The 21,260-nt window shown below is 70.9% G+C and carries 8 protein-coding genes; all 8 read left to right on the top strand.

Annotated features, from left to right (window positions below; genetic code table 11):
- Nucleotides 1–70: 70 nt before the first annotated feature.
- The 8 genes from K3U93_RS15780 to K3U93_RS15745 are packed head-to-tail and all read left to right on the top strand — an operon-like array spanning nucleotide 71 to nucleotide 21,132.
- Nucleotides 71–3,583, top strand: coding sequence for a non-ribosomal peptide synthetase (locus K3U93_RS15780; RefSeq protein ID WP_083010473.1), 3,513 nt, complete (start codon nucleotides 71–73; stop codon nucleotides 3,581–3,583).
- Complete coding sequence (locus K3U93_RS15775; RefSeq protein WP_083010389.1) at nucleotides 3,580–4,326, top strand: thioesterase II family protein; 747 nt, start codon at nucleotides 3,580–3,582, stop codon at nucleotides 4,324–4,326. The genes K3U93_RS15780 and K3U93_RS15775 overlap by 4 nt, the downstream gene beginning before the upstream one ends.
- Complete coding sequence (locus tag K3U93_RS15770; RefSeq protein WP_083010474.1) at nucleotides 4,319–5,662, top strand: beta-ketoacyl [acyl carrier protein] synthase domain-containing protein; 1,344 nt, start codon at nucleotides 4,319–4,321, stop codon at nucleotides 5,660–5,662. Before K3U93_RS15775 ends, K3U93_RS15770 begins: the two co-directional genes overlap by 8 nt.
- Nucleotides 5,662–8,670 (top strand): mycobactin polyketide synthase MbtD, encoded by a 3,009-nt coding sequence (gene mbtD, locus K3U93_RS15765; protein ID WP_083010390.1) that lies wholly within the window; start codon nucleotides 5,662–5,664, stop codon nucleotides 8,668–8,670. Before K3U93_RS15770 ends, mbtD begins: the two co-directional genes overlap by 1 nt.
- Complete coding sequence (locus tag K3U93_RS15760; RefSeq protein WP_083010391.1) at nucleotides 8,663–15,208, top strand: non-ribosomal peptide synthetase; 6,546 nt, start codon at nucleotides 8,663–8,665, stop codon at nucleotides 15,206–15,208. Before mbtD ends, K3U93_RS15760 begins: the two co-directional genes overlap by 8 nt.
- Nucleotides 15,205–19,626, top strand: coding sequence for a non-ribosomal peptide synthetase (locus K3U93_RS15755; RefSeq protein WP_083010392.1), 4,422 nt, complete (start codon nucleotides 15,205–15,207; stop codon nucleotides 19,624–19,626). The genes K3U93_RS15760 and K3U93_RS15755 overlap by 4 nt, the downstream gene beginning before the upstream one ends.
- Entirely contained in the window at nucleotides 19,623–20,939 is a 1,317-nt protein-coding gene (mbtG, locus tag K3U93_RS15750) for an NADPH-dependent L-lysine N(6)-monooxygenase MbtG (RefSeq protein WP_083010393.1), read from the top strand. Before K3U93_RS15755 ends, mbtG begins: the two co-directional genes overlap by 4 nt.
- Nucleotides 20,917–21,132, top strand: coding sequence for an MbtH family protein (locus K3U93_RS15745; protein WP_083010394.1), 216 nt, complete (start codon nucleotides 20,917–20,919; stop codon nucleotides 21,130–21,132). The genes mbtG and K3U93_RS15745 overlap by 23 nt, the downstream gene beginning before the upstream one ends.
- Nucleotides 21,133–21,260 lie beyond the last annotated feature (128 nt).

The raw sequence follows: 21,260 nt of genomic DNA, 5'->3' as shown, positions 1-21,260 counted from the left end.
GGCGACGCAGGGATCGAGGATAGGGTAACCAAACAACTTAGGGCAGCCTGTGCTAATTCAGGGAGGGTTCGTGGTGCATGCCTCGGCGTGCTCGGAGAATATCCGCGCGGAGGTCGCCGAACTGCTCGGCGTCGCCGTGGACGCCGTTCACCCCGACAGCAACCTCATCGGGCAGGGCCTGGACTCCATCCGGATGATGACGCTGGCCGGTCGCTGGCGCCGGCAGGGCATCGCCGTCGATTTCGCCACGCTGGCCGCGACGCCGACGGTCGAGGCCTGGTCCGAGCTGGTAACCGCCGGCTCGCCGGCTGCCGGTGCTGACCGGCCGGCCGTGGCCGTCGCCGGACCCGGGGACACCGGTGAGCCGTTTCCACTGGCGCCGATGCAACACGCCATGTGGGTGGGCCGCCAGGATAACCAGCAGTACGGCGGGGTGGCCGGGCACCTCTACGTCGAGTTCGACGGCGGCCCGATCGACCCGGATCGCCTGCGCGCGGCCGCCACCGCGCTGGCGCGTCGCCATCCGATGCTGCGGGTGCGGTTCCTGCCCGACGGCACCCAGCGCATCGCCGCGGCAGACGAATGCCCGGGTGTCCCCGTGACGGTGGTGGACCTGCGGGGTGACGGTGATCTTGTCGAGCCGCGGCTGGCGGCCATCCGCGACGCCAAATCGCACCAGCAGCTCGACGGTGCGGTGTTCGAACTCACGTTGACGCTGTTACCCGGCGACCGTTCCCGGTTGCACGTCGATCTGGACATGCAGGCCGCCGACGCGATGAGCTACCGCACCCTGATGTCGGACCTGGCCGCCCTCTACCTCGGGCGCGACCTACCCGAATTAGGTTACAGCTACCGGGAATACCGCCAGGCCGTCGAGGCGCGGGATGCCGTGTCGCAACCCGACCGGGACTGGTGGGCGCAGCGCATCCCGGATCTGCCCGACCCGCCGCCGCTGCCGTCCATCGGCGGGCGAGACTCACGCACGAGCACCCGCCGCTGGCACTGGCTGGACCCGGCATCCCGCGACGCGCTGTTCGCCCACGCCCGAGCGCGCGGCATTACCCCGGCGATGACGCTGGCCGCGGCGTTCGCCAATGCGTTGGCGCGCTGGTCGGCCACGTCGCGGATCCTGCTGAACGTCCCGCTGTTTGGGCGCCAGCCGCTGCACCCCGACGTCGACCTGCTGGTCGGCGACTTCACCTCGTCGCTGCTGCTCGACATCGACCTGACCGGCGCCGGCACCCCGGCGGCGCGGGCACGGGCGGTGCAGGACGCCATGCGGACCGCCGCCGCCCATTCCGCCTACTCCGGGCTGTCGGTGCTGCGCGATCTGAGCCGCCATCGCGGCACCCAGGTGCTGGCACCGGTGGTGTTCACCAGCGCGCTGGGCCTCGGGGAACTGTTCAGTGCCGATGTCACAAAGCAATTCGGTGCACCCGCATGGATCATTTCCCAGGGCCCCCAGGTGCTGCTCGACGCCCAGGTCACCGAGTTCGACGGTGGGGTGCTGGTGAATTGGGACGTGCGCGACGGCGTCTTCGCTCCGGGCGTCATCGACGCCATGTTCGGCTACCACATCGACGAGCTGCTCCGGTTGGCCGCCGCGGACGACGCCTGGGACCGGCCCGGCCCGTCAGCACTGCCGGAAGCGCAACGGGCGGTGCGGGACTCGGTCAACGGCCGCGCCGCCGAACCCAGCGGAGAAGCCTTGCACGACGGGTTCTTCCGGCACGCCGAGCGGCAGCCCGACGCGCCGGCGGTGTTCGCCAGCTCCGGGGACCTCAGCTACGCGCAGTTGCGTGACCAGGTGTCGGCGGTGGCCGCGGCGCTGCGCGCGGCGGGCATCGGCGTCGGCGACACGGTCGCGGTAATGGGCCCGAAGACCGCCGAGCAGGTGCCGGCCGTGCTGGGCATCCTGGCCGCCGGCGGCGCCTATTTACCGATCGGCATCGACCAGCCCCGCGACCGCACCGAACGCATCCTCGCGACCGGCGCCGTGAGCCTGGCCCTGGTGTGCGGCGGGCAGCGGCCGTCGTTGCCGGTGCCCGCATTGGTGGTTGCGGACGTGCTGCGCGCCACGCCTGCCGGCGGCGAATTCCGGTCCGCCAGAATCGATCCCGGCGAGATCGCCTACGTGTTGTTCACCTCGGGCTCGACGGGGGAGCCCAAGGGAGTGGAGGTGGCCCACGACGCCGCGATGAACACCCTGGAGTGCGTTACCCGGCACTTCGACATCGGTCCCACCGATCGTTTCCTGGCCCTCTCGGCCCTGGAGGCCGACATGTCGGTGGTGGAGATCTTCGCGCCCCTGCGGGTCGGCGGTGCCATCGTTGTTGTCGACGAAGCACACCGGCGCGATCCCGATGTCTGGGCCCGGCTCATCGACACCCACAAAGTCACGATGCTCAATTTCATGCCCGGCTCCCTGGACATGCTGCTGGACGTCGGTGCCGGGCTGGGACTGTCGTCGCTGCGGGCAGTGCTGGTCGGCGGTGATTGGGTGCGGCCCGACCAGGCGCGTCGACTGCGGCTCGAGTCGCCCGGCGTGCGATTCGCCGGGTTGGGCGGTGCGACTGAAACCGCCGTCCACGCAACACTTTTCGAGGTGTCCTTCGAGGACGGCGAACTTGCCAACCTGCCGGCGGACGCGCCCGCGGTTCCTTACGGCGTGCCGTTGCCGAACATCGCCTGCCGGGTCGTCGACGACACGGGCGATGACTGCCCCGACTGGGTGGCCGGAGAGCTCTGGGTGTCCGGGCGCGGAATCGCCCGCGGCTATCGTGGCCGACCCAACCTGACCGCGGAGCGTTTCGTCGCGCATGACGGCCGGATCTGGTATCGCACCGGCGATCTGGCCCGCTACTGGCCGGACGGCACCCTGGAATTCGTCGGCCGCGCCGATCACCGCGTCAAGGTCAGCGGATACCGCGTCGAGCTCGGCGAGATCGAGGCCGCGATGCAACGAGTACCGGGCGTGCGCGGGGCGGTGGCCGCCCTGGTCCCCGGGTCGGCAGGGTGCGACGTGCTGGCCGCGCAGGTGTGCGTCGACGATGCCGACCTCATCACGGAGCGGATTCGCGACGCTCTCGTCGATCTCGTTCCGGCGCACATGATTCCACGCCACATAGCGGTGGTGGGGCGCATCCCGTTCACCGATGCGGGCAAGATCGACCGCCGTGCCGTCGCCCGCCAACTGGAAGCCACGGTTTCCCGCTCGGGTCAACCTGGCTACCGGGCCCCGTCGACGGCGCTGGAATCCGCTCTCGCCGCACTCGTGGGCGATCTGCTCGGCCTGGACAGGGTTGGCCTCGACGATGATTTCTTCGCGCTCGGTGGGGATTCGGTGCTGGCTACCCGGGCGGTCGCCCGCATCCGCACCTGGCTGGACACCCCGGACGTCATGGTCGCCGACATCTTCGCTACAAGAACCGTTTCGGCGCTTGCCGGCTTGCTCGCCGGCCGCGAGCGCGACAGCAGGCGGCTCGATCAGGTTGCCGAGTTGTACCTCGAGGTCATCGACATGGACGCCGACTCTGTTCTCTCTGCCGCTCAACGCTCCGCCAAAAGCGAAACAGCGCAATGACATTAAGCGTGCCGGCCACCTTTGCGCCCTGGATCAAACGGGTCCCAGGCCCGCGGCGCGTGGGCGCTGCCGTGGTATTCCCGCATGCCGGGGCGGCCGCCGCGAGCTATCGGACATTGGCCGCGGCCCTGGCCGCCGGCGGCGACGACACCTTCATCGTGCAATACCCGCAGCGGGCCGACCGGCTGCGCGACCCCGCCCCCGAAACCGTGCACGACCTCGCCCGCGGGCTGTTCGAGGCCGGGCCATGGGCTAGCGTCGCGCCGCTGCGGCTGTTCGGGCACAGCATGGGCGCCGTCGTCGCGTTCGAATTCGCCCGCATCGCCGAAGCCCGCGGCGTCGAGGTGCGCAAGCTGTGGGTGTCGGCCGGTCCGGCGCCGTGCGTGGTGGCCGCGATGCCCGACCTGCCCACCAGCGACGACGGACTGCTCGCCGACATCGCCGATCTCGGCGGCACCGATCCCAAGCTGCTCGCCGACGAAGAATTCACCGAACTGCTGACCATCGCGGCCCGGGCCGACTACCAGGCGTTCAACCGCTACGCCCCCGGTCCCGACGTCCGCATACGCGCCGACATGCACGTGCTGGGCGGCCGGGATGACCACCGCATCGATGCCGACGCCCTACGACGGTGGGAAAACCACACCGAGGGCGCCTGCCAGCTGTCGTTCTACGACGGCGGCCACTTCTACGTCAACGAGCACATCGATGCCGTCGCCGCGCTGGTGAATGCCGATGTCTGACAACCACTTCGACGCTCACACCGACCCCGTCGTCGTGGTCGGCATGGCGGTCGAGGCGCCGGGGGGCGTCGACACCGCCGACGGGTACTGGGAGCTGTTGTCACAGCAACGGGAGGGGCTGGCCCCGTTTCCCACCGACCGGGGCTGGTCGATCCGCGAGCTGCTGATCGGGTCTTCCCGTCACGACGGCTTCAAACTGATCCATGATTCCGGCGGATTCCTCACCGGGGCAACGACGTTCGATCCCGCGTTTTTCGGCATCTCACCGCGCGAGGCCATCGCGATGGATCCCCAGCAACGGGTCGCGCTGCGGGTGGCGTGGCGCGCGCTGGAAAACAGCGGCATCAACCCCGACGACCTCGCCGGACACGATGTCGGTTGCTATGTGGGGGCCTCGGCCACCGGCTACGGCCCGGAGATGGCCGAGTTCACCCAGCTCAGCGGCCATTTGATCACCGGGACGGCGCTCGGTGTGATCTCCGGCCGGATCGCCTACACGCTGGGGCTCGCCGGTCCCGCGCTGACCATCGACGCCTCCTGCGCGTCCGCGCTGGCGGCGTTTCATGTGGCGGTGCAGTCGGTTCGGGCCGGCGACTGCGACCTCGCCCTGACCGGCGGTGTCTGCGTGATGGGATCGCCGGGTTTCTTCGTGGAGTTCTCCAAACAGCACGCGCTGTCCGACGACGGCCACTGCCGGCCCTTCACCGCACACGCCACCGGAACAGTGTGGGCGGAGGGCGCGGCAATCTTTGTGCTGCAACGCGAATCGGCCGCGCGCCGCGATGGCCGGCGGATTCTCGCCGAGGTCCGCGCCAGCGCCGTCAACCAGGACGGCCGAACCGCCGGCCTGACCGCCCCCAGCGGCGCGGCGCAGACTCGCCTGTTTCGGCGCGCCATCGCCCAGGCGGACATTCGGCCCGAGCAGGTCGGGATGGTCGAGGGGCACGGCACCGGGACCCGGCTCGGTGACACCACCGAATTGCGTTCGCTGTCAGAGACTTACGGTGCCACCGAGCCCGGCAATGGCGCGTTGATCGGGTCGGTGAAGTCCAACGTGGGACACGCGCAGGCCGCTGCCGGGGCGCTCGGGCTGGCCAAGGTTCTGGTCTCGGCCGAACATGGCACGGTCCCGCCCACCTTGCACGCCGCCGAGGCCAGCCGTGAAATCGACTGGGAAAGCCAGGGATTGCGATTGGCCCAAACCCTGACGCCCTGGCCCGCGAAGGACGGGCAGCGGATCGCCGCGGCGTCCGCGTTCGGCATGAGTGGTACCAATGCGCACGTGATCGTTGCCATCCCGGAGGTGCCCGCTCAGCTGGGGGCGGGTGCTGCCTGATGCCGGCTCATCCGCTGCCCGACGGTCGCACCCCGGTGCTGCTCAGCGCCCACGAGGAAGACCTGATCGGCCAGGACGCCGCCGCGATCGCCGACTATCTCCGGCGCCACCCCGGCGCCTCGCTGGCGTCAGTCGCCGCGACGGTGTTGCGGACCCGCCGGGTGCGCCGCCACCGTGCGGTGGTGCGCGCCGCCGACACCGCCGAACTGGCGGCGGGCCTTGCCGCGCTGGCCGACGGCGACGAGCATCCGCTGGTGGCCCGCTCGTGCGAAACGGCCGCGCCGCGAACCGCCTTCGTGTTTCCCGGCCAGGGCAACCAGTGGCCGCTCATGGGCGCCGACGCCTATCGGGAACTCTGCGCGTATCGAGCCGAGGCCGACCGATGCGCGCGGGCGTTCGCCGCGGCCGGGCTTCCGTCGCCGCTGGAATACCTGGTCACCGGCCCGGAGCGGGAATGGTCGCAGCTCGACATCCAAGCCGCGCAGTTCACCCACGCCGTCGGCCTGGCACAGGTATGGCGATCCTGCGGCGTCCTTCCGGACATCGCCGTGGGACACAGCCTCGGCGAGGTGGCGGCGGCGTACGTGGCGGGCAGCATCGGGCTGGCCGACGCGGTCGCGGTGGTCGCGGCGCGGGCCGCGGTGGTCGAACGGTTGGCGGGGTCCCACGGCATGGCGGTGCTGGGCGTCGGCATCGACGAAGCCGAGCGTCTGGTCACCGAAACAACCGGCTGGCTTGAGGTTTCGGTGGTCAACTCCCCGTCGTCGACCGTGGTTTCCGGTGACCGGGATGCCGTGGCCGCCGTCGTGAAGCGCGCCGAGCGGGAGGGTCTGTTCGTCCGGGAGATCGACGTCGCATTCCCCGCGCACACCAGCGCGCTGCAGCCCTTGGCCGGCACGCTGGCCGAGCTGCTGCCCGCATCGGAATTCTTCGATACGCCAATCGAATTCATCGGTTCGGCGCACGGGGACGCCGTGCTTCCCGGCACCGACTTCACCGGCTACTGGTACGACAACCTGCGCAACACCGTGCGATTCGATCGCGCGGCGGCCGCCGCGGCCCAGCGTGGTGTCGGTGCGTTCGTCGAGATGTCGGCACACCCCTCGCTCGTGTACGCGCTCACCGACCAGCTGGGCGAGGCGCTGGTCGTCGGCTCCGGACGGCGCGACGAGCCCGTCGCCGACCAGCTTTCGGCCAACATCGTCGCCGCGGCGGTAGCCAACCCCGGCTACCGGTGGGCCGACGTGGTGGGGACCGTTGGCGGACCCACGCTACCCGGGTTTCCCAATGCGCCGATGCACGCCATGCACCTGTGGGCGACGGCGGAACCCCTAAGCGAGGAACGCCCGGGCGCGACCCTCACCATCGCGGTCGAGGAATGGGAGCCGCGCGACGCCGCGTCAAACGGGACCCGGTGTGACATCGCAATTATCGCGCCCACCGAGGCTGTTGCCGAATCGGATTCGCTGGTGCGGCGGCTCACAGAAGCGGCCGCAGCCCATCGGGATTGCCGGCTGGTCGCGCCCGAAAACGCCGAGATTGTCGTGATCATCGCGCCGGCCCTGCCGCATCGCGACATGGCCGCCGCCGCCAAAGAAATCGCGAATCGTCCTGTGCTGGACTACGTAAAGTCCGTCGGACCGCGCTGCCGCCGGGCCTGGCTGATCACCGCCGGCGGCGAGTCCGTGGATTCCGCCGAACGGCTGCCCGCGCAGGCCGCGCTAGCGGCGACGCACCGCAGCGTCGGATTCGAGTTTCCCGACTGCACGTTCGCCCACCTCGATCTGCCCGCGTGGGATGTCGGCGCCGCCGGCGCGCTCGCCTGCATCGACGCGCTCGTGGACGAACGCGACACCGAGGTCGCGTTGCGCGGCAGCGCTTCCGGGTTGCGCCGCTACGTCAGGACGCTGCGTGAGCGGGTTCGGCTGCCACCCCCTCGGCGGCTGGATGACGGCGCGCTGGACGATGTGGTGATCACCGGCGGCAGCGGCGGAGTCGGCATGCGATATGCCCGGCACTGCGTCCAGCGGGGCGCCCGCAGGTTAATCCTGTTGAGCCGCAGGGGCATCGACCGCGGCGTCCTGGACGAACTCACGGCCGGCCGGGACGTCGAGGTGCACGCCCCGGCCTGCGACATCACCGACCCGGAGACGCTGTCGGCGGTAGCGGCCGAATATGCCGGCGACGGTGCGTCATTGCTGATCCATGCCGCCGGAGCGGCCAGGTTCGCCCCGCATGGGCGGCTCACCGGCGCGGACCTGGCGGCGATGTTCGGGCCCAAAGTGATTGGGTTGGCGCGGATGGTGGACGCCTGGCCGATGCGGCGGGGTTCGCAGATCCTGCTGTGCTCGTCGGTGTCCGGAGTGTGGGGCGGCCACGGGCACGCCGGATACGCGGCAGCCAACCGGATGCTCGACGTGCTCGCCGGCCGGTTGCGGGCCGACGGGCTCGACTGCACATCGGTGCGCTGGGGGTTGTGGCCGGGCGGCGGGATCGTCGACGGCGACGAGATCACCCGGGTCGAACGGTCCGGATTGGTCGCGATGGATGCCGACGCGGCCGTCGGCGCCGGCATGCGCCGCTACGCCGATGACCCGCTGATCTTCGCCGCCGACGTCGACCGGATGCGGGTCTTCTTCGAAAGCCAGGGCGCCGCAACGCCGTTCGGTGCCCAAGCAGACGGTGAGGCCGCGGTCGATGAAACACCAAGCGAGGCAACGATCGCCGAGATGGTGCGCACCGAGCTGGCCGCCGCACTGCGGCTCGCCGGCCCCGAGTCGGTGGACCTCGGCGCGGCGCTGACCGACCTCGGTGTAGATTCGCTGCTCGCGCTGGACCTCCGCAAGCGGCTACGACGCGGCATCGGCCGCTCGGTTCCGCTGGCCAGATTGCTCGGTGGCATCACCGGCTTTGAACTGATCGACGCACTGCGGCCGGAACAATCCGCCGGGGCGCCCGAGGCGCCCGCGGACAGGCCGCTGGAAAGGTTGGAACCCACGCGTGACTGATACCACGGGACTCGACGGACAGCGCCTGGAGCTGCTGCGCCGCAAGATCGCCGAACGCGGCCTCGCCCGGCCGTCCGCGCCGGCGGCCGCGGCGTCGGGGCTTCCGCAAATGTCCGACGGCCAACGCCGGATGTGGTTCGTGCAGTCGGCCGATCCGGACAGCGCGCTACTCAACATCTGTGTCTCCTACCGCGTCACCGGCAGCGTGGATGTGGCACGGTTGCGCCGAGCCGTCGATGCCGTCGCCGTTCGCCACTCCGCACTGCGCACGACCTACCAGGTCGACGGCGACGGCGACCCGCAACTGATCGTTCGCGACGAGCTGCGCCCCGGCTGGGCGGAACACGACCTGTCCGGCCTGACCGAACAGGCCCGGCGGCTGCGGCTAGAAGTGCTGGCGCAGCGGGAATTTGGGCGGCCGTTCGACCTGGCCAACGACTCGCCGCTGCGGATCACCGTGGCCCGGTTGGGCGCCGGGGAGCTGATGCTGCTGCTCGTCGCCCATCACATCGCCTGGGACGACGGTTCCTGGGCGCCATTCTTCACCGACTTGACCCGCGCCTACACCGACCCGGACACCGTGGCCGCCACGCGGGCATCGGTGCCCGCCGGGCCCGACGGGGCGGCAAGCCTCGAGGAAGACCTGGCGTACTGGAGGTCCCTTGTCACGGACCTGCCCGAGCCGCTTGAGCTTCCAGGCCCCAATGGTTCGGCGGTGCCAAGCACCTGGCGCTCACAGCGCGCGACGGTGCGGTTGTCGGCGGACACCGTCGACCGCGCGGCCGCGCTGGCCCGCAAGACCGGTGCCACCCCGTACATGGTGTTGATGGCCGCGTTCGGCGCCCTGGTGCACCGGTACACCCACGCCACCGACTTCCTGGTCGCCGCGCCGGTACTGAACCGCGGCGCCGGAACCGACGACGCGATCGGTTACTACGGCAACACCGTGGTGATGCGGATGCGGCCGCGGCCGCGGCAGACGTTCCGCGAGCTGGTCGCCGAGACCCGCGATAGCGCGGTGGGTGCTTTCGCGCACTCGCGCGCCGACCTGGAATGGCTTGTGCGCGAGGTCAATCCGGATCGCCGGCATGGCGCCGAGCGAATGACGCGGGTCAGCTTCGGATTACGCGAGCCCGACGGCGGCGGCTTCTGCCCTCCCGGGGTGGGCTGCGCGCGCGCCGAGTTGCGCGGCCACGTCAGCCAGCTGCCGCTGAGTCTCACGGCTGAGCTGTCCGGCAAGCGGGGTGGCGCACTGGTCGAGGCCGAGTACCTGGTCGAGGTCCTGGACCGGCCCCTGGTGGAGCAGCTGCTCGAGCACTACACGGTGCTGTTGGACAGCGCGCTGGACAACCCGGACACCGCGCTGTCGGCATGTGCGCTGATGAGCGACGCCGACGCCGCGTGGCTGCGCCGGGTTTCGGCCGGCGAGACCTTCGTGATGCCGGCGGCCACGCTGCCCGCGCTGGTCGGTAAGCGCGTGGCGCTGTCTCCGGATGCCGCCGCCGTGGTCTACGAGGGCCGCCGGTACAGCTACCGCGAGATCAACGAAGAAGCAAATCGGCTGGCGCACTGGCTGATCGAGCGAGGAATCGGCACCGAGGACCGGGTCGCGGTGCTGCTGGACAAGTCGCCCGAACTGGTCATCACCGCGCTGGGCATCCTCAAGGCCGGGGCGGTCTACCTGCCGATCGACCCCACCTACCCCGACGATCGGCTAGCCTTCATCCTGGGCGACGCGGACACGAAACTCGTGCTGCGCGAGCCGGTTACCGGGTTGGCCCGGTACCCGGCCACCGACCCGTCGCCCGAGGACTTGATGCGGCCGCTGCGCCCGGACAACACCGCCTACCTGATCTACACCTCGGGCTCGACCGGGCTGCCCAAGGGCGTTCCGGTTTCGCACGCACCGGTCGCCGAGTACTTCGTCTGGTTCGGCGACGAGTACCGGGTCGACGAAACCGACCGGCTGCTGCAGGTGGCGTCGCCGAGCTTCGACGTGTCCATCGGCGAGATTTTCGGCACCTTGATTTGCGGTGCCCGGCTGGTGATTCCGAGGCCGGACGGGCTGCGCGACATCGGCTACCTGACCGATCTGTTGCGGCGCGAGGGCATCACCTCGATGCACTTCGTGCCGTCGCTGCTCGGGCTGTTCCTGTCGCTGCCCGGTGTCAACCAGTGGCGCACCCTGCGTCGGGTGCCCATCGGCGGGGAGGCGTTGCCGGGCGAGATCGCCGACAAGTTTCACGCCACCTTCGACGCGCTGCTGTACAACTTCTACGGCCCCACCGAGACCGTGGTCAACGCCACCAGCTATCCGGTGCAGGGCACCCAGGGCACCCGGGTGGTGCCGATCGGCCGGCCCAAGATCAACACGCAGGTGCACCTGCTCGACGACGCGTTACAACCGGTCCCCGTGGGGGTGATCGGCGAAATCTACATCGGGGGAACGCACGTCGCGCGCGGTTACCATCGCCGGCCGGGGCTGACCGCCGAGCGGTTCGTCGCCGACCCGTTCAACCCGGGCGGACGGTTGTACCGGTCCGGCGATCTGGCGCGGCGCAACGCCGACGGGGACATCGAATTCGTCGGCCGCGCAGACGAACAGGTCAAGATCCGCGGCTTCCGCATCGAGCTGGGCGAGGTCGCCGCCGCCATCTCGGTCGATCCCAGCGTCGGGCAGGCCGTCGTGGTCGCCACGGACCTGCCGCGGCTGGGCAGGAGCCTGGTGGGCTACGTGACTCCGGCCGGCTCCGACACGGTCGACGTCGAGCGCATTCGGGCCCGGGTGGCCGCGGCGCTGCCCGAGTACATGACCCCGGCCGTCTACGTGGTGCTCGACGAGATTCCGATCACCGCGCACGGCAAGATCGACCGCGCTGCATTGCCGCAGCCGCAGATCGCGGCCCGCACCGAATACCGCGACCCCACGACGGCGTCGGAGCGTCAGATCGCCGCGCTGTTCTCGGCGCTGCTCGGCCACGAGCGGGTGGGCGTGGACGACTCCTTCTTCGACCTCGGCGGGCACTCGCTGGTGGCCACCAAGCTGGTCACCGCGATCCGCTCCGACTGCGGCGTCGAACTCGGCATCCGCGACGTTTTCGAGCTGGCCACGGTCGGCCGGCTGGCCGAGCGGGTCGACCAGTTGCGCCGCGGAGACCGCGCGCCGTCGCGGCCCAAAGTCATCGCGACCGCCCACGACGAGCCGGCGCCGCTGTCGGCCTCGCAGCTGCGAAGCTGGTTTGCCTTCCGGATCGAGGGGCCCAGCCCGGCGAACAACATTCCGTTCGCCGCGCGGCTCACCGGACCGTGGGACGTCGAGGCGCTGATCGCCGCCGTCGGCGACGTCGTCGCCCGACACGAAATCCTGCGCACCACCTACGTCGAAATCGACGGCGTCCCTTACCAGATGGTCAATCCGGCCGCCGAGCTCCCGGTGCGCCGGGCCGCCGGTGACGGCGACGCCTGGCTGAAGGGGCAGCTCGACGCCGAGCGTCGGCACCGCTTCGAGTTGGACCGCGAGTGGCCGATTCGGGTCGCCGTGCTGGAGACCGGCGACGAGCAGGTGCTGTCGCTGGTCGTGCACCACATCGCCGCCGACCACTGGTCCGCCGGAGTGCTGTTCGCCGACGTGTTGACGGCCTACCGTGCCCGACGGGCTGGCGAGGTCCCGTCGTGGGCGCCGCTTCGTGTGCAGTACGCCGACTACGCGGCCTGGCAGCGCGCGTTTCTGGGAACGCCCTCCGGCACGGAGACGGGCACGGAGTCATCGGTTGCCGCGGTGCAGCGGCAGTATTGGACCCGCCAGCTGGCCGGGCTGCCCGAGGACACCGGGCTGCGCCCCGACTTCCCGCGGCCGCCGGTCCCCAGCGGCGACGGCGATTCCGTCGAGTTTCGCATCGACTCGCCGACCCGCGCCAAGCTCGCCGAGCTGAGCCGCGAGCTGGGCATCACCGAGTTCATGCTGTTGCAGGCCGCCGTCGCGGTGGTGCTGCACAAGGCCGGCGGCGGTGCCGACATCCCGCTGGGTACGCCGGTCGCGGGGCGCACCGAACCCGAATTGGACCAATTGGTCGGCTTTTTCGTCAACATCCTGGTGCTGCGCAACGACTTGAGCGGCAACCCGACCCTGCGTGAGGTGCTGAGTCGGGCCCGGGAGATGGCGCTGGCCGCCTACGCCCACCAGGACCTGCCGTTCGACCGGGTGGTCGAGGCCGTCAGCCCGGTGCGCTCGCTGGCCCGCAACCCGCTGTTCCAGGTCGTGGTGCACGTCCGCGATCAGTTGCCCGCCGCGCGGGTGGTCGATTCGGCCGCGGACGGTTCGGCACCGGACACGGTGTGCACCGCGCTGGAACCCACCTTTGACCTGGCGCAGGCCGACCTGAGCGTCAACTTCTTCGGCACCGGCGGCTCCCAGGACACCGGTTACCGCGGCAGCATCGTGTTTCGCACCGAGCTGTACCGCAGGACCACCATCGAGCGGTTCGCCGGCTGGCTGGCCCGGGTGATAGACGAGTTCGCCAATAATGCTGATCGGGCCTTGCGGGACGTCCAGTTGATCGACGGGGGCGAGCAACGGCGCATCCTGGACGACTGGAGCCGCGGCGACGAACCGCAGCCCGGGCGTCCGCGCACCATTCCCGAACTGCTGGAGCCCAGCCGGCGGTGGGGACCGGACCGGATCGCGGTGCGCTGCGGCCGCGAGCAGATCGATTACCCTGCGCTGCACCGGCGTTCGGACAACCTGGCCGCGTTGCTCGCCGAACACGGCGTGGGGCCCGGATCGCTGGTCGGGCTGTCGACGCTGCGCGGCATCGACCTGGTGGTCGCGCTGGTGGCCATCATGAAGGCCGGCGCCGGATACTTCCCGATCGACCCCGGTTACCCGTCGGCGCGCAAGCGGTTCATGCTCGACGACGTCGGGCCGCGGGTCGTGGTGGTGACGGCGGAGGCCGCCGCGAACATGCCTAAACACCCTGGCGTTACGTTGATTTCGCTGGACGACCCGGCGGTGCGGGCCGCGATGGACGACACCGTCTCGCCTGGGCGCCGGTTACCGTCACCGCATCCCGACGACCCGATGTACCTGGTGTTCACGTCCGGGTCCACCGGTGTGCCCAAGGGGGTGGTGGGCACCCATCGGGCGATGGCCACCCGGCTCGATTGGCAGCTGCTGCGCTACCCGGTGGCGGGCTGTGATATCCGAGACATCCGCCTCGCGCAGGCGTCCATGACGTTCCTCGAGGGCAGCATGGAAACGTTGGCGGGCCTGGTCGCCGGTGCCACGATGATCCTGGCCGACGATGCCGAGCACCGCGACCCCGAAGCGCTGGCGGCGCTGGTGCAACGCCATTCGGTGGCCCAGGTGACCGCGGTGGCCAGCCTGGTTTCGGCGCTGATCGGTTCGCCGGATGGGTTGGCCGCGGTGCGCTCGCTGACCCGGCTGGTCTGCAGCGGGGAGCCGGTCAGCGCCGCATTGCTGGAGCGGTTGGCGGCCACCTGCGGCGGGCCCGATGGCCCCGAGCTGCTGAACAACTTCGGCGCCACCGAGACCTCCGGCGGGCTGGTCCGCGGGCCGCTGACGCCGCCGGTTCCGTTGCTGGGCAAACCGACGGTCGATTCGCAGGTGTATCTGCTCGACGAGGGACTGCGCCCGGTGCCCGTCGGGGTGATCGGCGAGTTATATTACGCCGGTGGCCAACTGGCCCGCGGCTACTGGAAGCGACCCGGCCTGACGGCGTCGCGGTTTGTCGCCAACCCCTATGCCGGCGAACCCGGCGCGCGGTTCTACCGCAGCGGCGACCGCGCCCGGTGGGCCGAGGACGGGCGGCTGGAGTTCGTCGGCCGCGCCGACCATCAGGTCAAGGTGCGCGGATTCCGCGTCGAGCTGGGCGAGGTCGAGGCCGCGCTGGCGGCCGCCGAGGGCGTCGCCGCGGCGGCGGCCCGGACCTGGGAGGCGCAGGGCGGCACGACGCTGGCCGGATACGTTGTGCCGCAACACCCGATCACCGACGAAGCCGACAAGTCCGCGTTCGCCCGCGCGGTGCGCGCCGCGGTCGCCTCGACGCTGCCCGGCTACATGATGCCGTCCTCGCTGACCGTGCTGGACGCGCTTCCCAAGACCGAGTCGGGCAAGCTGAACCGGCCCGGGCTGCCGCGGCCGGCGGCCAGCACCAGCGGCCAGACCGAACCGCCGCGGACCGCGACGGAACGCGCGTTGGCCACGGTGTTCGCCGAGCTGTTGGGCACCACCGAGGTCGGGCGCCTCGACGACTTCTTCGCACTCGGCGGTGACAGCATCCTATCGGTGCAGCTGGCCGCGCGGGCGCGGGCGGCCGGCCTGCCCGTCAACCCGCGCATGGTGTTCGAGAACCCCACCGTGCGGCAGCTGGCCGCCGCGCTGGACTCGCTGGGCGACGAAGAGAAGCAAACCGAGCAGACCGACGCCAGCTTCGAGCCGATGAGCACCTCCGGGCTGTCGGCGACGGAGCTGGCCGCCGTGACGCGGCTTTGGTCGACCTCACGGGACGAAACGCCATGACCGCCACCGAAACCGGCTCCGCCGCGCCGGACATCGAGGACGTGATGGCGCTAAGCCCCCTGCAGGAGGGCTTGTATTCGCTGACGACGCTGGCCGAATTCCGCGAGGGCGAGGCGGCCAGCGACCCGTACGTGATCGCGATGGCCGCCGACATCTCCGGGCCCCTCGACGTCGCGCTGCTACGTGACTGCGCGGCAACGATGTTGGTGCGCCACCCCAACCTGCGGGCCAGCTTCTTCAGCCGGGGGATCGCGCGGCCGGTGCAGATCGTGCCGTCGACGGTCGACCTGCCGTGGCGACACGTCACCGCCGACCCCGAGGACGTCGAGGCGCTGGAGACCGGCGAGCGGCGGCGACGGTTCGATCTCGAACGCGCGCCCGCGATCCGCTTTCTGCTCGTCGAATTGCCCAGGGCCCAATGGCGTTTGGTGATCACCGCGCATCACATCGTGATCGACGGCTGGTCGCTGCCGATTTTCGCCGGTGAGCTGATCGCGCTGTACCGGGCGGGCGGCGACCTCGACGCGCTGCCCGCCGCGCCGCGGCCGTACCGCGATTACATCGGCTGGCTGGCGAACCGCGATCTCGATGCCAGCCAACGGGTTTGGCGGCAGCATCTGGCCGGTCTGGGCGGCCCGACGCTGCTGTCGGCCGCGTTGGGCGGTGCTCGGCCGGGGCCAACCACCCTGGCGCGGCGCACCGAACTGCGACTGGACGCCGACGCCACCGCGCGGCTGATCGAGGGTGCCCGATCCCGCGGTGTCACCGTCAACACCCTGATGCAAACGGCCTGGGCGTTGCTGTTGTCGCGGCTCACCGACAGCGGCGACGTGGTCTTCGGGGTGACCGTGTCGGGGCGGCCGGCCGAGCTGACCGGCGTCGAGACCATGATCGGTTTGTTCATCAACACCGTGCCGCTGCGGGTGCGGCTCGACGGCGCCGCCGGCGCCGGCGAGCAGTGCCGCGGCGTGCAACGCGACGCCGCGATGCTGCGTGAGCACGGCTACCTCGGGCACGCGCAGCTGCGGGCGCTCGGCGGCGTCGGCGAGATGTTTGACACGCTGCTGGTCTACGAGAACTTCCCGATGGGCGGACTGGCCGGCGGCGGCGAATTGACCAGTGGCGACGTGACTTTCCGGCCCGCCGGCCTGGAGAGCCTGTCCCACTTTCCGATCACGGTCGCCGCGCATGTGGCCGACGGTGAACTGGTCGTGCTGGCCGAAGTCATCGACGGCGCGCTGGGCGACACGACCGCCGCGACGTTGGGCCGTCGGCTACTCGTCACCGCCGAACGACTGCTGCAGCTGTGGGACCGTCCGCTGCGTGAGGTGAGCGTGCTGCTCGACGACGAGGCCGCACCGCCGCGACCCGCGGGCGCGTCGACACCGCCCAACCCGCTTGGCATCCACGCCCGGTTCGCCACGATCGCCAAGACCATGCCCGACGACCCGGCGGTGAGCTGGGCGGGCGGCACGCTGAGCTACCGCGAACTGGATGCCCGGGCCGATAGGCTGGCCGCCACGCTCGCCGCTCGTGGGGCCGGCGCCGAAACTCCGGTCGCCATAAGGCTTTCCCGCGGACCCGCGTATGTCGTCGCGATGCTCGCCGCGCTCAAGGCCGGCGCCATGTGCGTGCCGCTGGAGCCGGGGATGCCGCCGGAGCGGGTGGGCTCGATCCTGCGCCAAAGCGGGGCGACGATCGTCATCAACGAGGAGCTGATCACGGCCTCCGAACGGGAAAGCGGCGACTTCCGCCCGGTCGAGGTGGCGCCGCAGCGGGCGGCCTACGTGGTGTTCACGTCCGGCACGACGGGAGAACCCAAGGGGGTCATCGGAACCCACGCCGCGCTGGGAGCTTACGCCGACGACCACCTGGACGGCGTGCTGCGACCGGCGGCCGCCCGGCTGGGTCGCCCGCTGCGCATCGCCCACGCGTGGTCGTTCGCGTTCGACGCCGCCTGGCAGCCGCTGGTCGCCCTGCTCGACGGTCATGCCGTGCACATCGTCGACGAACACACCCAGACCGACGCCGAGGCCTTGGTCGCGGCCGTCGCCGAGCACGGCATCGACATGATCGACACCACCCCCTCGATGTTTGCTCAACTGACGGCATTCGGTTTGCTCACGCGCGTGCCCCTCGCGGTGCTGGCGCTGGGGGGCGAGGCCCTCGGCGCCGCCGCCTGGGACCTGATCCGCGCCGAGTGCGCCCGCACGGCCATGACCGCCCACAACTGCTACGGCCCCACCGAGACCACGGTCGAGGCCGTAGTGGCCGCCATCGCCGAGCACGACGCGCCGTCGATCGGGCGCCCGACCCGGCATACCCGCGGCTACGTGCTGGATTCCGCGCTGCGGCCGGTGCCGCACGGCGTGACCGGTGAGCTGTACCTGGCCGGCGCCCAGCTTGCCCGCGGTTACCTGGGCCGCGCGGGGGAGACCGCCGCGCGGTTCGTCGCCGACCCGTTCGCCGTCGGTGAGCGGATGTACCGCACCGGTGACCTGGTGCGTCGCCGGGCCGACGGCTCAATGCAGTACGCGGGGCGCGCCGACGCCCAGGTGAAGATCCGCGGTCATCGCGTCGAGCCCGGCGAGATCGCCGCGGCGCTCGAGTCCCATCCCGCCGTCCGGCACGCCGGTGTCCTGGTGCGCCAGCGCCGGGGTGCCCCGCAGCTGACCGCCTACGTGGCCGCCGACGACGCGACGCGGGTGTCGGCGCCGCAACTGCGCGGCATGCTCGGTACCCGGCTGCCGCGCTACATGGTTCCGCAGCGCATCGTCGTGGTCGACGAAATCCCGTTGACGCCCAACGGCAAACTCGACGAAGCCGCACTCGCCGCGGCCGACGCCGCGGACACGTTCTCGGCGGAATCCGAGCCCGAAACGCCCACGGAATCCCTTGTCGCCGAGGTGCTTTCGGAGGTCCTGGGGATCATGCGGGTCGACGTCACCGCGGATTTCCTGCAGCTGGGTTTGGACAGCATCATGGCGCTGTCGGTGGTGCAGGCCGCCCGGGCGCGGGGAATGGCGCTGCGCGCCAGGCTCGTCCTGGAGTGCGGCAACGTTCGCGAACTCGCCGAGGCCATCGACTCCGAAGCCGCCGGCCTTGACGAGCGGACCGAGAACACCGGCGGCCCAATGCCGTTGCTGCCCAACGGCCGCTGGCTTTACGAGTACGGCGAGCCCCGCCGGCTGGCACAGACCGAAGCCATCCGGCTGCCCGGCACGGTCAGCGGCGAGCAGCTGCGCGCGGCCCTGGCGGCAACGATCGATGGGCACGAGGTGCTCCGCAGCCGGGTGGACCGCGCCACCATGACGCTGGTCGCCGCCGACACCGCAGATTTCGTCGGCCGGATCCTCACCGAAGCCGAGGTGGGCGACGACTTGCACGCCGCCGTGGTCTCGCACGCGGCGCGGGCCGTCGAGCGTCTCGACCCCGAGCGGGGAGCGATGTTGTCGGCGGTGTGGCTGCGGCCCCCGACCGGAGAAACCGGAGAAAGCGTGCTGGTGCTGGCGGCGCACGTCGTGGCGGTGGACGCGGCATCGTGGCGGGTCGTGCTGGGCGAGCTGGACGCGGCCTTGCGCGCGCTGGCCGCCGGGCGCTCGCCCGCGCCGGTTCGCGAGCACACCAGCTACCGGCGCTGGGCCGCCGCGCTGCACGAGCGCGCCAACCGGCTGGACACGGTGGAATTCTGGTCCTCCCAGCTCGACGGCGCCGACCCCGACCTGGGGACTCGGCGGGTCCACCACGGCGATCGGGCCCGCGATCTCAGCGTCCGCATGAGCTACGGCGATCCCGACGTCACGGGGCGGCTGCTGGAAGCGGGCGTGCCGATGTTCTACCTGCTGATCGCCGCCGCGTCGGCGACCGTGACGCGCTGGCGGCGGGCCCGCGACCAGCCCACCCCGGCGCCGCTGCTGGCGCTGGAAACCCACGGCCGCGCCGACGCCCTGGTCGACGGCCCGGGCAAGAGCATCGACACCAGCGACACCGTGGGACTGCTCAGCTCCATCTACCCGCTGCGCATCGGCTCGCCCGACCCGGCCGGCATCGGCGAGCGGCTGGCGTCGATCCCGGGCGACGGAATCGACTACGGGCTGCTGCGCTATCTGCGGGCCGACACCGGACGGCGGCTCGCGAAGTTCCCCGGGCCGCAGCTGCTGCTGAACTATCTCGGCCACGCCGAGACGGCCGCCGCCGGCCTGCGGCTGGACCGCGGGCTGCTCGCCGGGGTGTCGCCGCTGCCCGAGCCCGACCTGGCCGTGCGCCACGAGCTCAGCATCCTGGCCACCGTGGCGACGTTTCGGGAACGGCGCGTCCTGGTCACCCAGTGGCGGGCGCTGCCCGACATTCTCGGCGAAGCGGATATCACTGCGCTGCAAGGATTTTGGAGCGAAGCACTGCGGGAGATGGCGACATGAGCACACTTGCGGTCCTGGGCGCCGGAGCCAAGGCGGTGGCCGTCGCGGCCAAGGCATTCGTGTTGCGCGAGATGGGTATTGAGGTCCCCGACGTGATCGCGGTGGAGCGCATCGGGGTCGGCGCCAACTGGCAGGCCAGCGGCGGCTGGACCGACGGGGCGCACCGGCTGGGCACCAGCCCCGAAAAAGACGTCGGCTTCCCGTACCGGTCGGCGCTGGTGCCGCGCCGCAACGCCGAACTCGACGAGCGGATGACCCGCTACAGCTGGCAGTCCTATCTGATCGCCACCTCGTCGTTCGCCGAATGGATCGACCGCGGCAGACCGGCGCCGACCCACCGCCGGTGGAGCCAGTATCTGGGCTGGGTCGCCGACCACGTCGGCCTGAACGTGGCGCACGGCGAGGTCGAGGAGCTGGCCGTCACCGGGGACCGCTGGGCGCTGCGCACCCACGAGACCACCGTGCACGCCGACGCCCTGATGATCACCGGACCCGGCCAGGCCGAAAAGTCGTTGCTGCCCGGCAATCCGCGAATGCTGTCGATCGCCCAGTTCTGGGACCGAGCGGCGGGCGACGACCGGATCAGCGCCGAGCGGGTCGCGGTGATCGGCGGTGGCGAGACGGCCGCCTCGATGCTCAACGAGCTGTTCCGGCACCGGGTTTCGAGCATTACCGTCATCTCCCCGCAGGCCACGCTGTTCACCCGCGGCGAGGGCTTCTTCGAGAACTCGCTGTTCTCCGACCCCACCGACTGGACCGCCCTGACGCTGGACGAACGCCGCGACGCGCTGGCCCGCACCGACCGCGGCGTGTTCTCGGCGAACGTGCAGGAAGCGCTGCTGGCCGACGACCGCATCCACCACCTGCGCGGCCGGGTCGCCCACGCGGTGGGCCGCGACGGCCAGATCCGGTTGACGCTGTCCACCAACCGGGGCAGCGAGAACCTGGAGACGGTGCACGGCTTCGATCTCGTCATCGACGGCTCCGGCGCCGACCCGCTCTGGTTCACCGCGCTGTTCGGCCAGGACGCGCTCGACCTGCTCGAGCTCGGGCTGGGCGGACCGCTGACCGCCGAGCGCCTGCAGGAAGCGATCGGCTACGACCTGGCCGTCACCGACGTCACACCCAGGCTGTTCCTGCCGAACCTGGCCGGACTCACCCAGGGCCCCGGGTTTCCCAACCTGAGCTGCCTCGGGCTGCTGTCCGACCGGGTGCTGGGATCCACTGTGACTTCAGTGACTTCAGTGGGTTCAACCGATCCCGCCAAGCATCGAACGACGAGGAGAAGCGATGAGCACCAATCCCTTCGATGACGACGGCGGGGCGTTCTTCGTGCTGGTCAACGACGAGGAGCAGCACAGCCTGTGGCCTTCCTTCGCCGAGGTCCCGCCCGGCTGGCGGGTGGTGTACGGCGCGGCGGGCCGGGCGGAGTGCCTCGACTACGTCGAAAAGAACTGGACCGACCTGCGGCCCAAGAGCCTGCGTGAGGCCATGGGGGCGGACTGAACCCCGTCACGCCCCGCCGTGGCCCCGGAATTCTGGGCTGCTACACAGCCGCCGCATAGCTGCATCACCGTTCGCGCACATAGCTTGCTTGTAACGTGATCCGCCTGAGACACACAACAACAGTCACA

The sequence above is a fragment of the Mycobacterium malmoense genome, assembly GCF_019645855.1.
Taxonomy (GTDB): Bacteria; Actinomycetota; Actinomycetes; order Mycobacteriales; family Mycobacteriaceae; genus Mycobacterium; species Mycobacterium malmoense.
This window is presented reverse-complemented; position numbering and strand designations above follow the sequence as displayed.

Bases quoted from the DNA above. Each gene is read 5' to 3' on its own strand.
- mbtD (WP_083010390.1), top strand. From the start codon at position 5,662: ATGCCGGCTCATCCGCTGCCCGACGGTCGCACCCCGGTGCTGCTCAGC.
- K3U93_RS15745 (WP_083010394.1), top strand. From the start codon at position 20,917: ATGAGCACCAATCCCTTCGATGACGACGGCGGGGCGTTCTTCGTGCTG.
- K3U93_RS15770 (WP_083010474.1), top strand. From the start codon at position 4,319: ATGTCTGACAACCACTTCGACGCTCACACCGACCCCGTCGTCGTGGTC.
- mbtG (WP_083010393.1), top strand. From the start codon at position 19,623: ATGAGCACACTTGCGGTCCTGGGCGCCGGAGCCAAGGCGGTGGCCGTC.
- K3U93_RS15755 (WP_083010392.1), top strand. From the start codon at position 15,205: ATGACCGCCACCGAAACCGGCTCCGCCGCGCCGGACATCGAGGACGTG.
- K3U93_RS15775 (WP_083010389.1), top strand. From the start codon at position 3,580: ATGACATTAAGCGTGCCGGCCACCTTTGCGCCCTGGATCAAACGGGTC.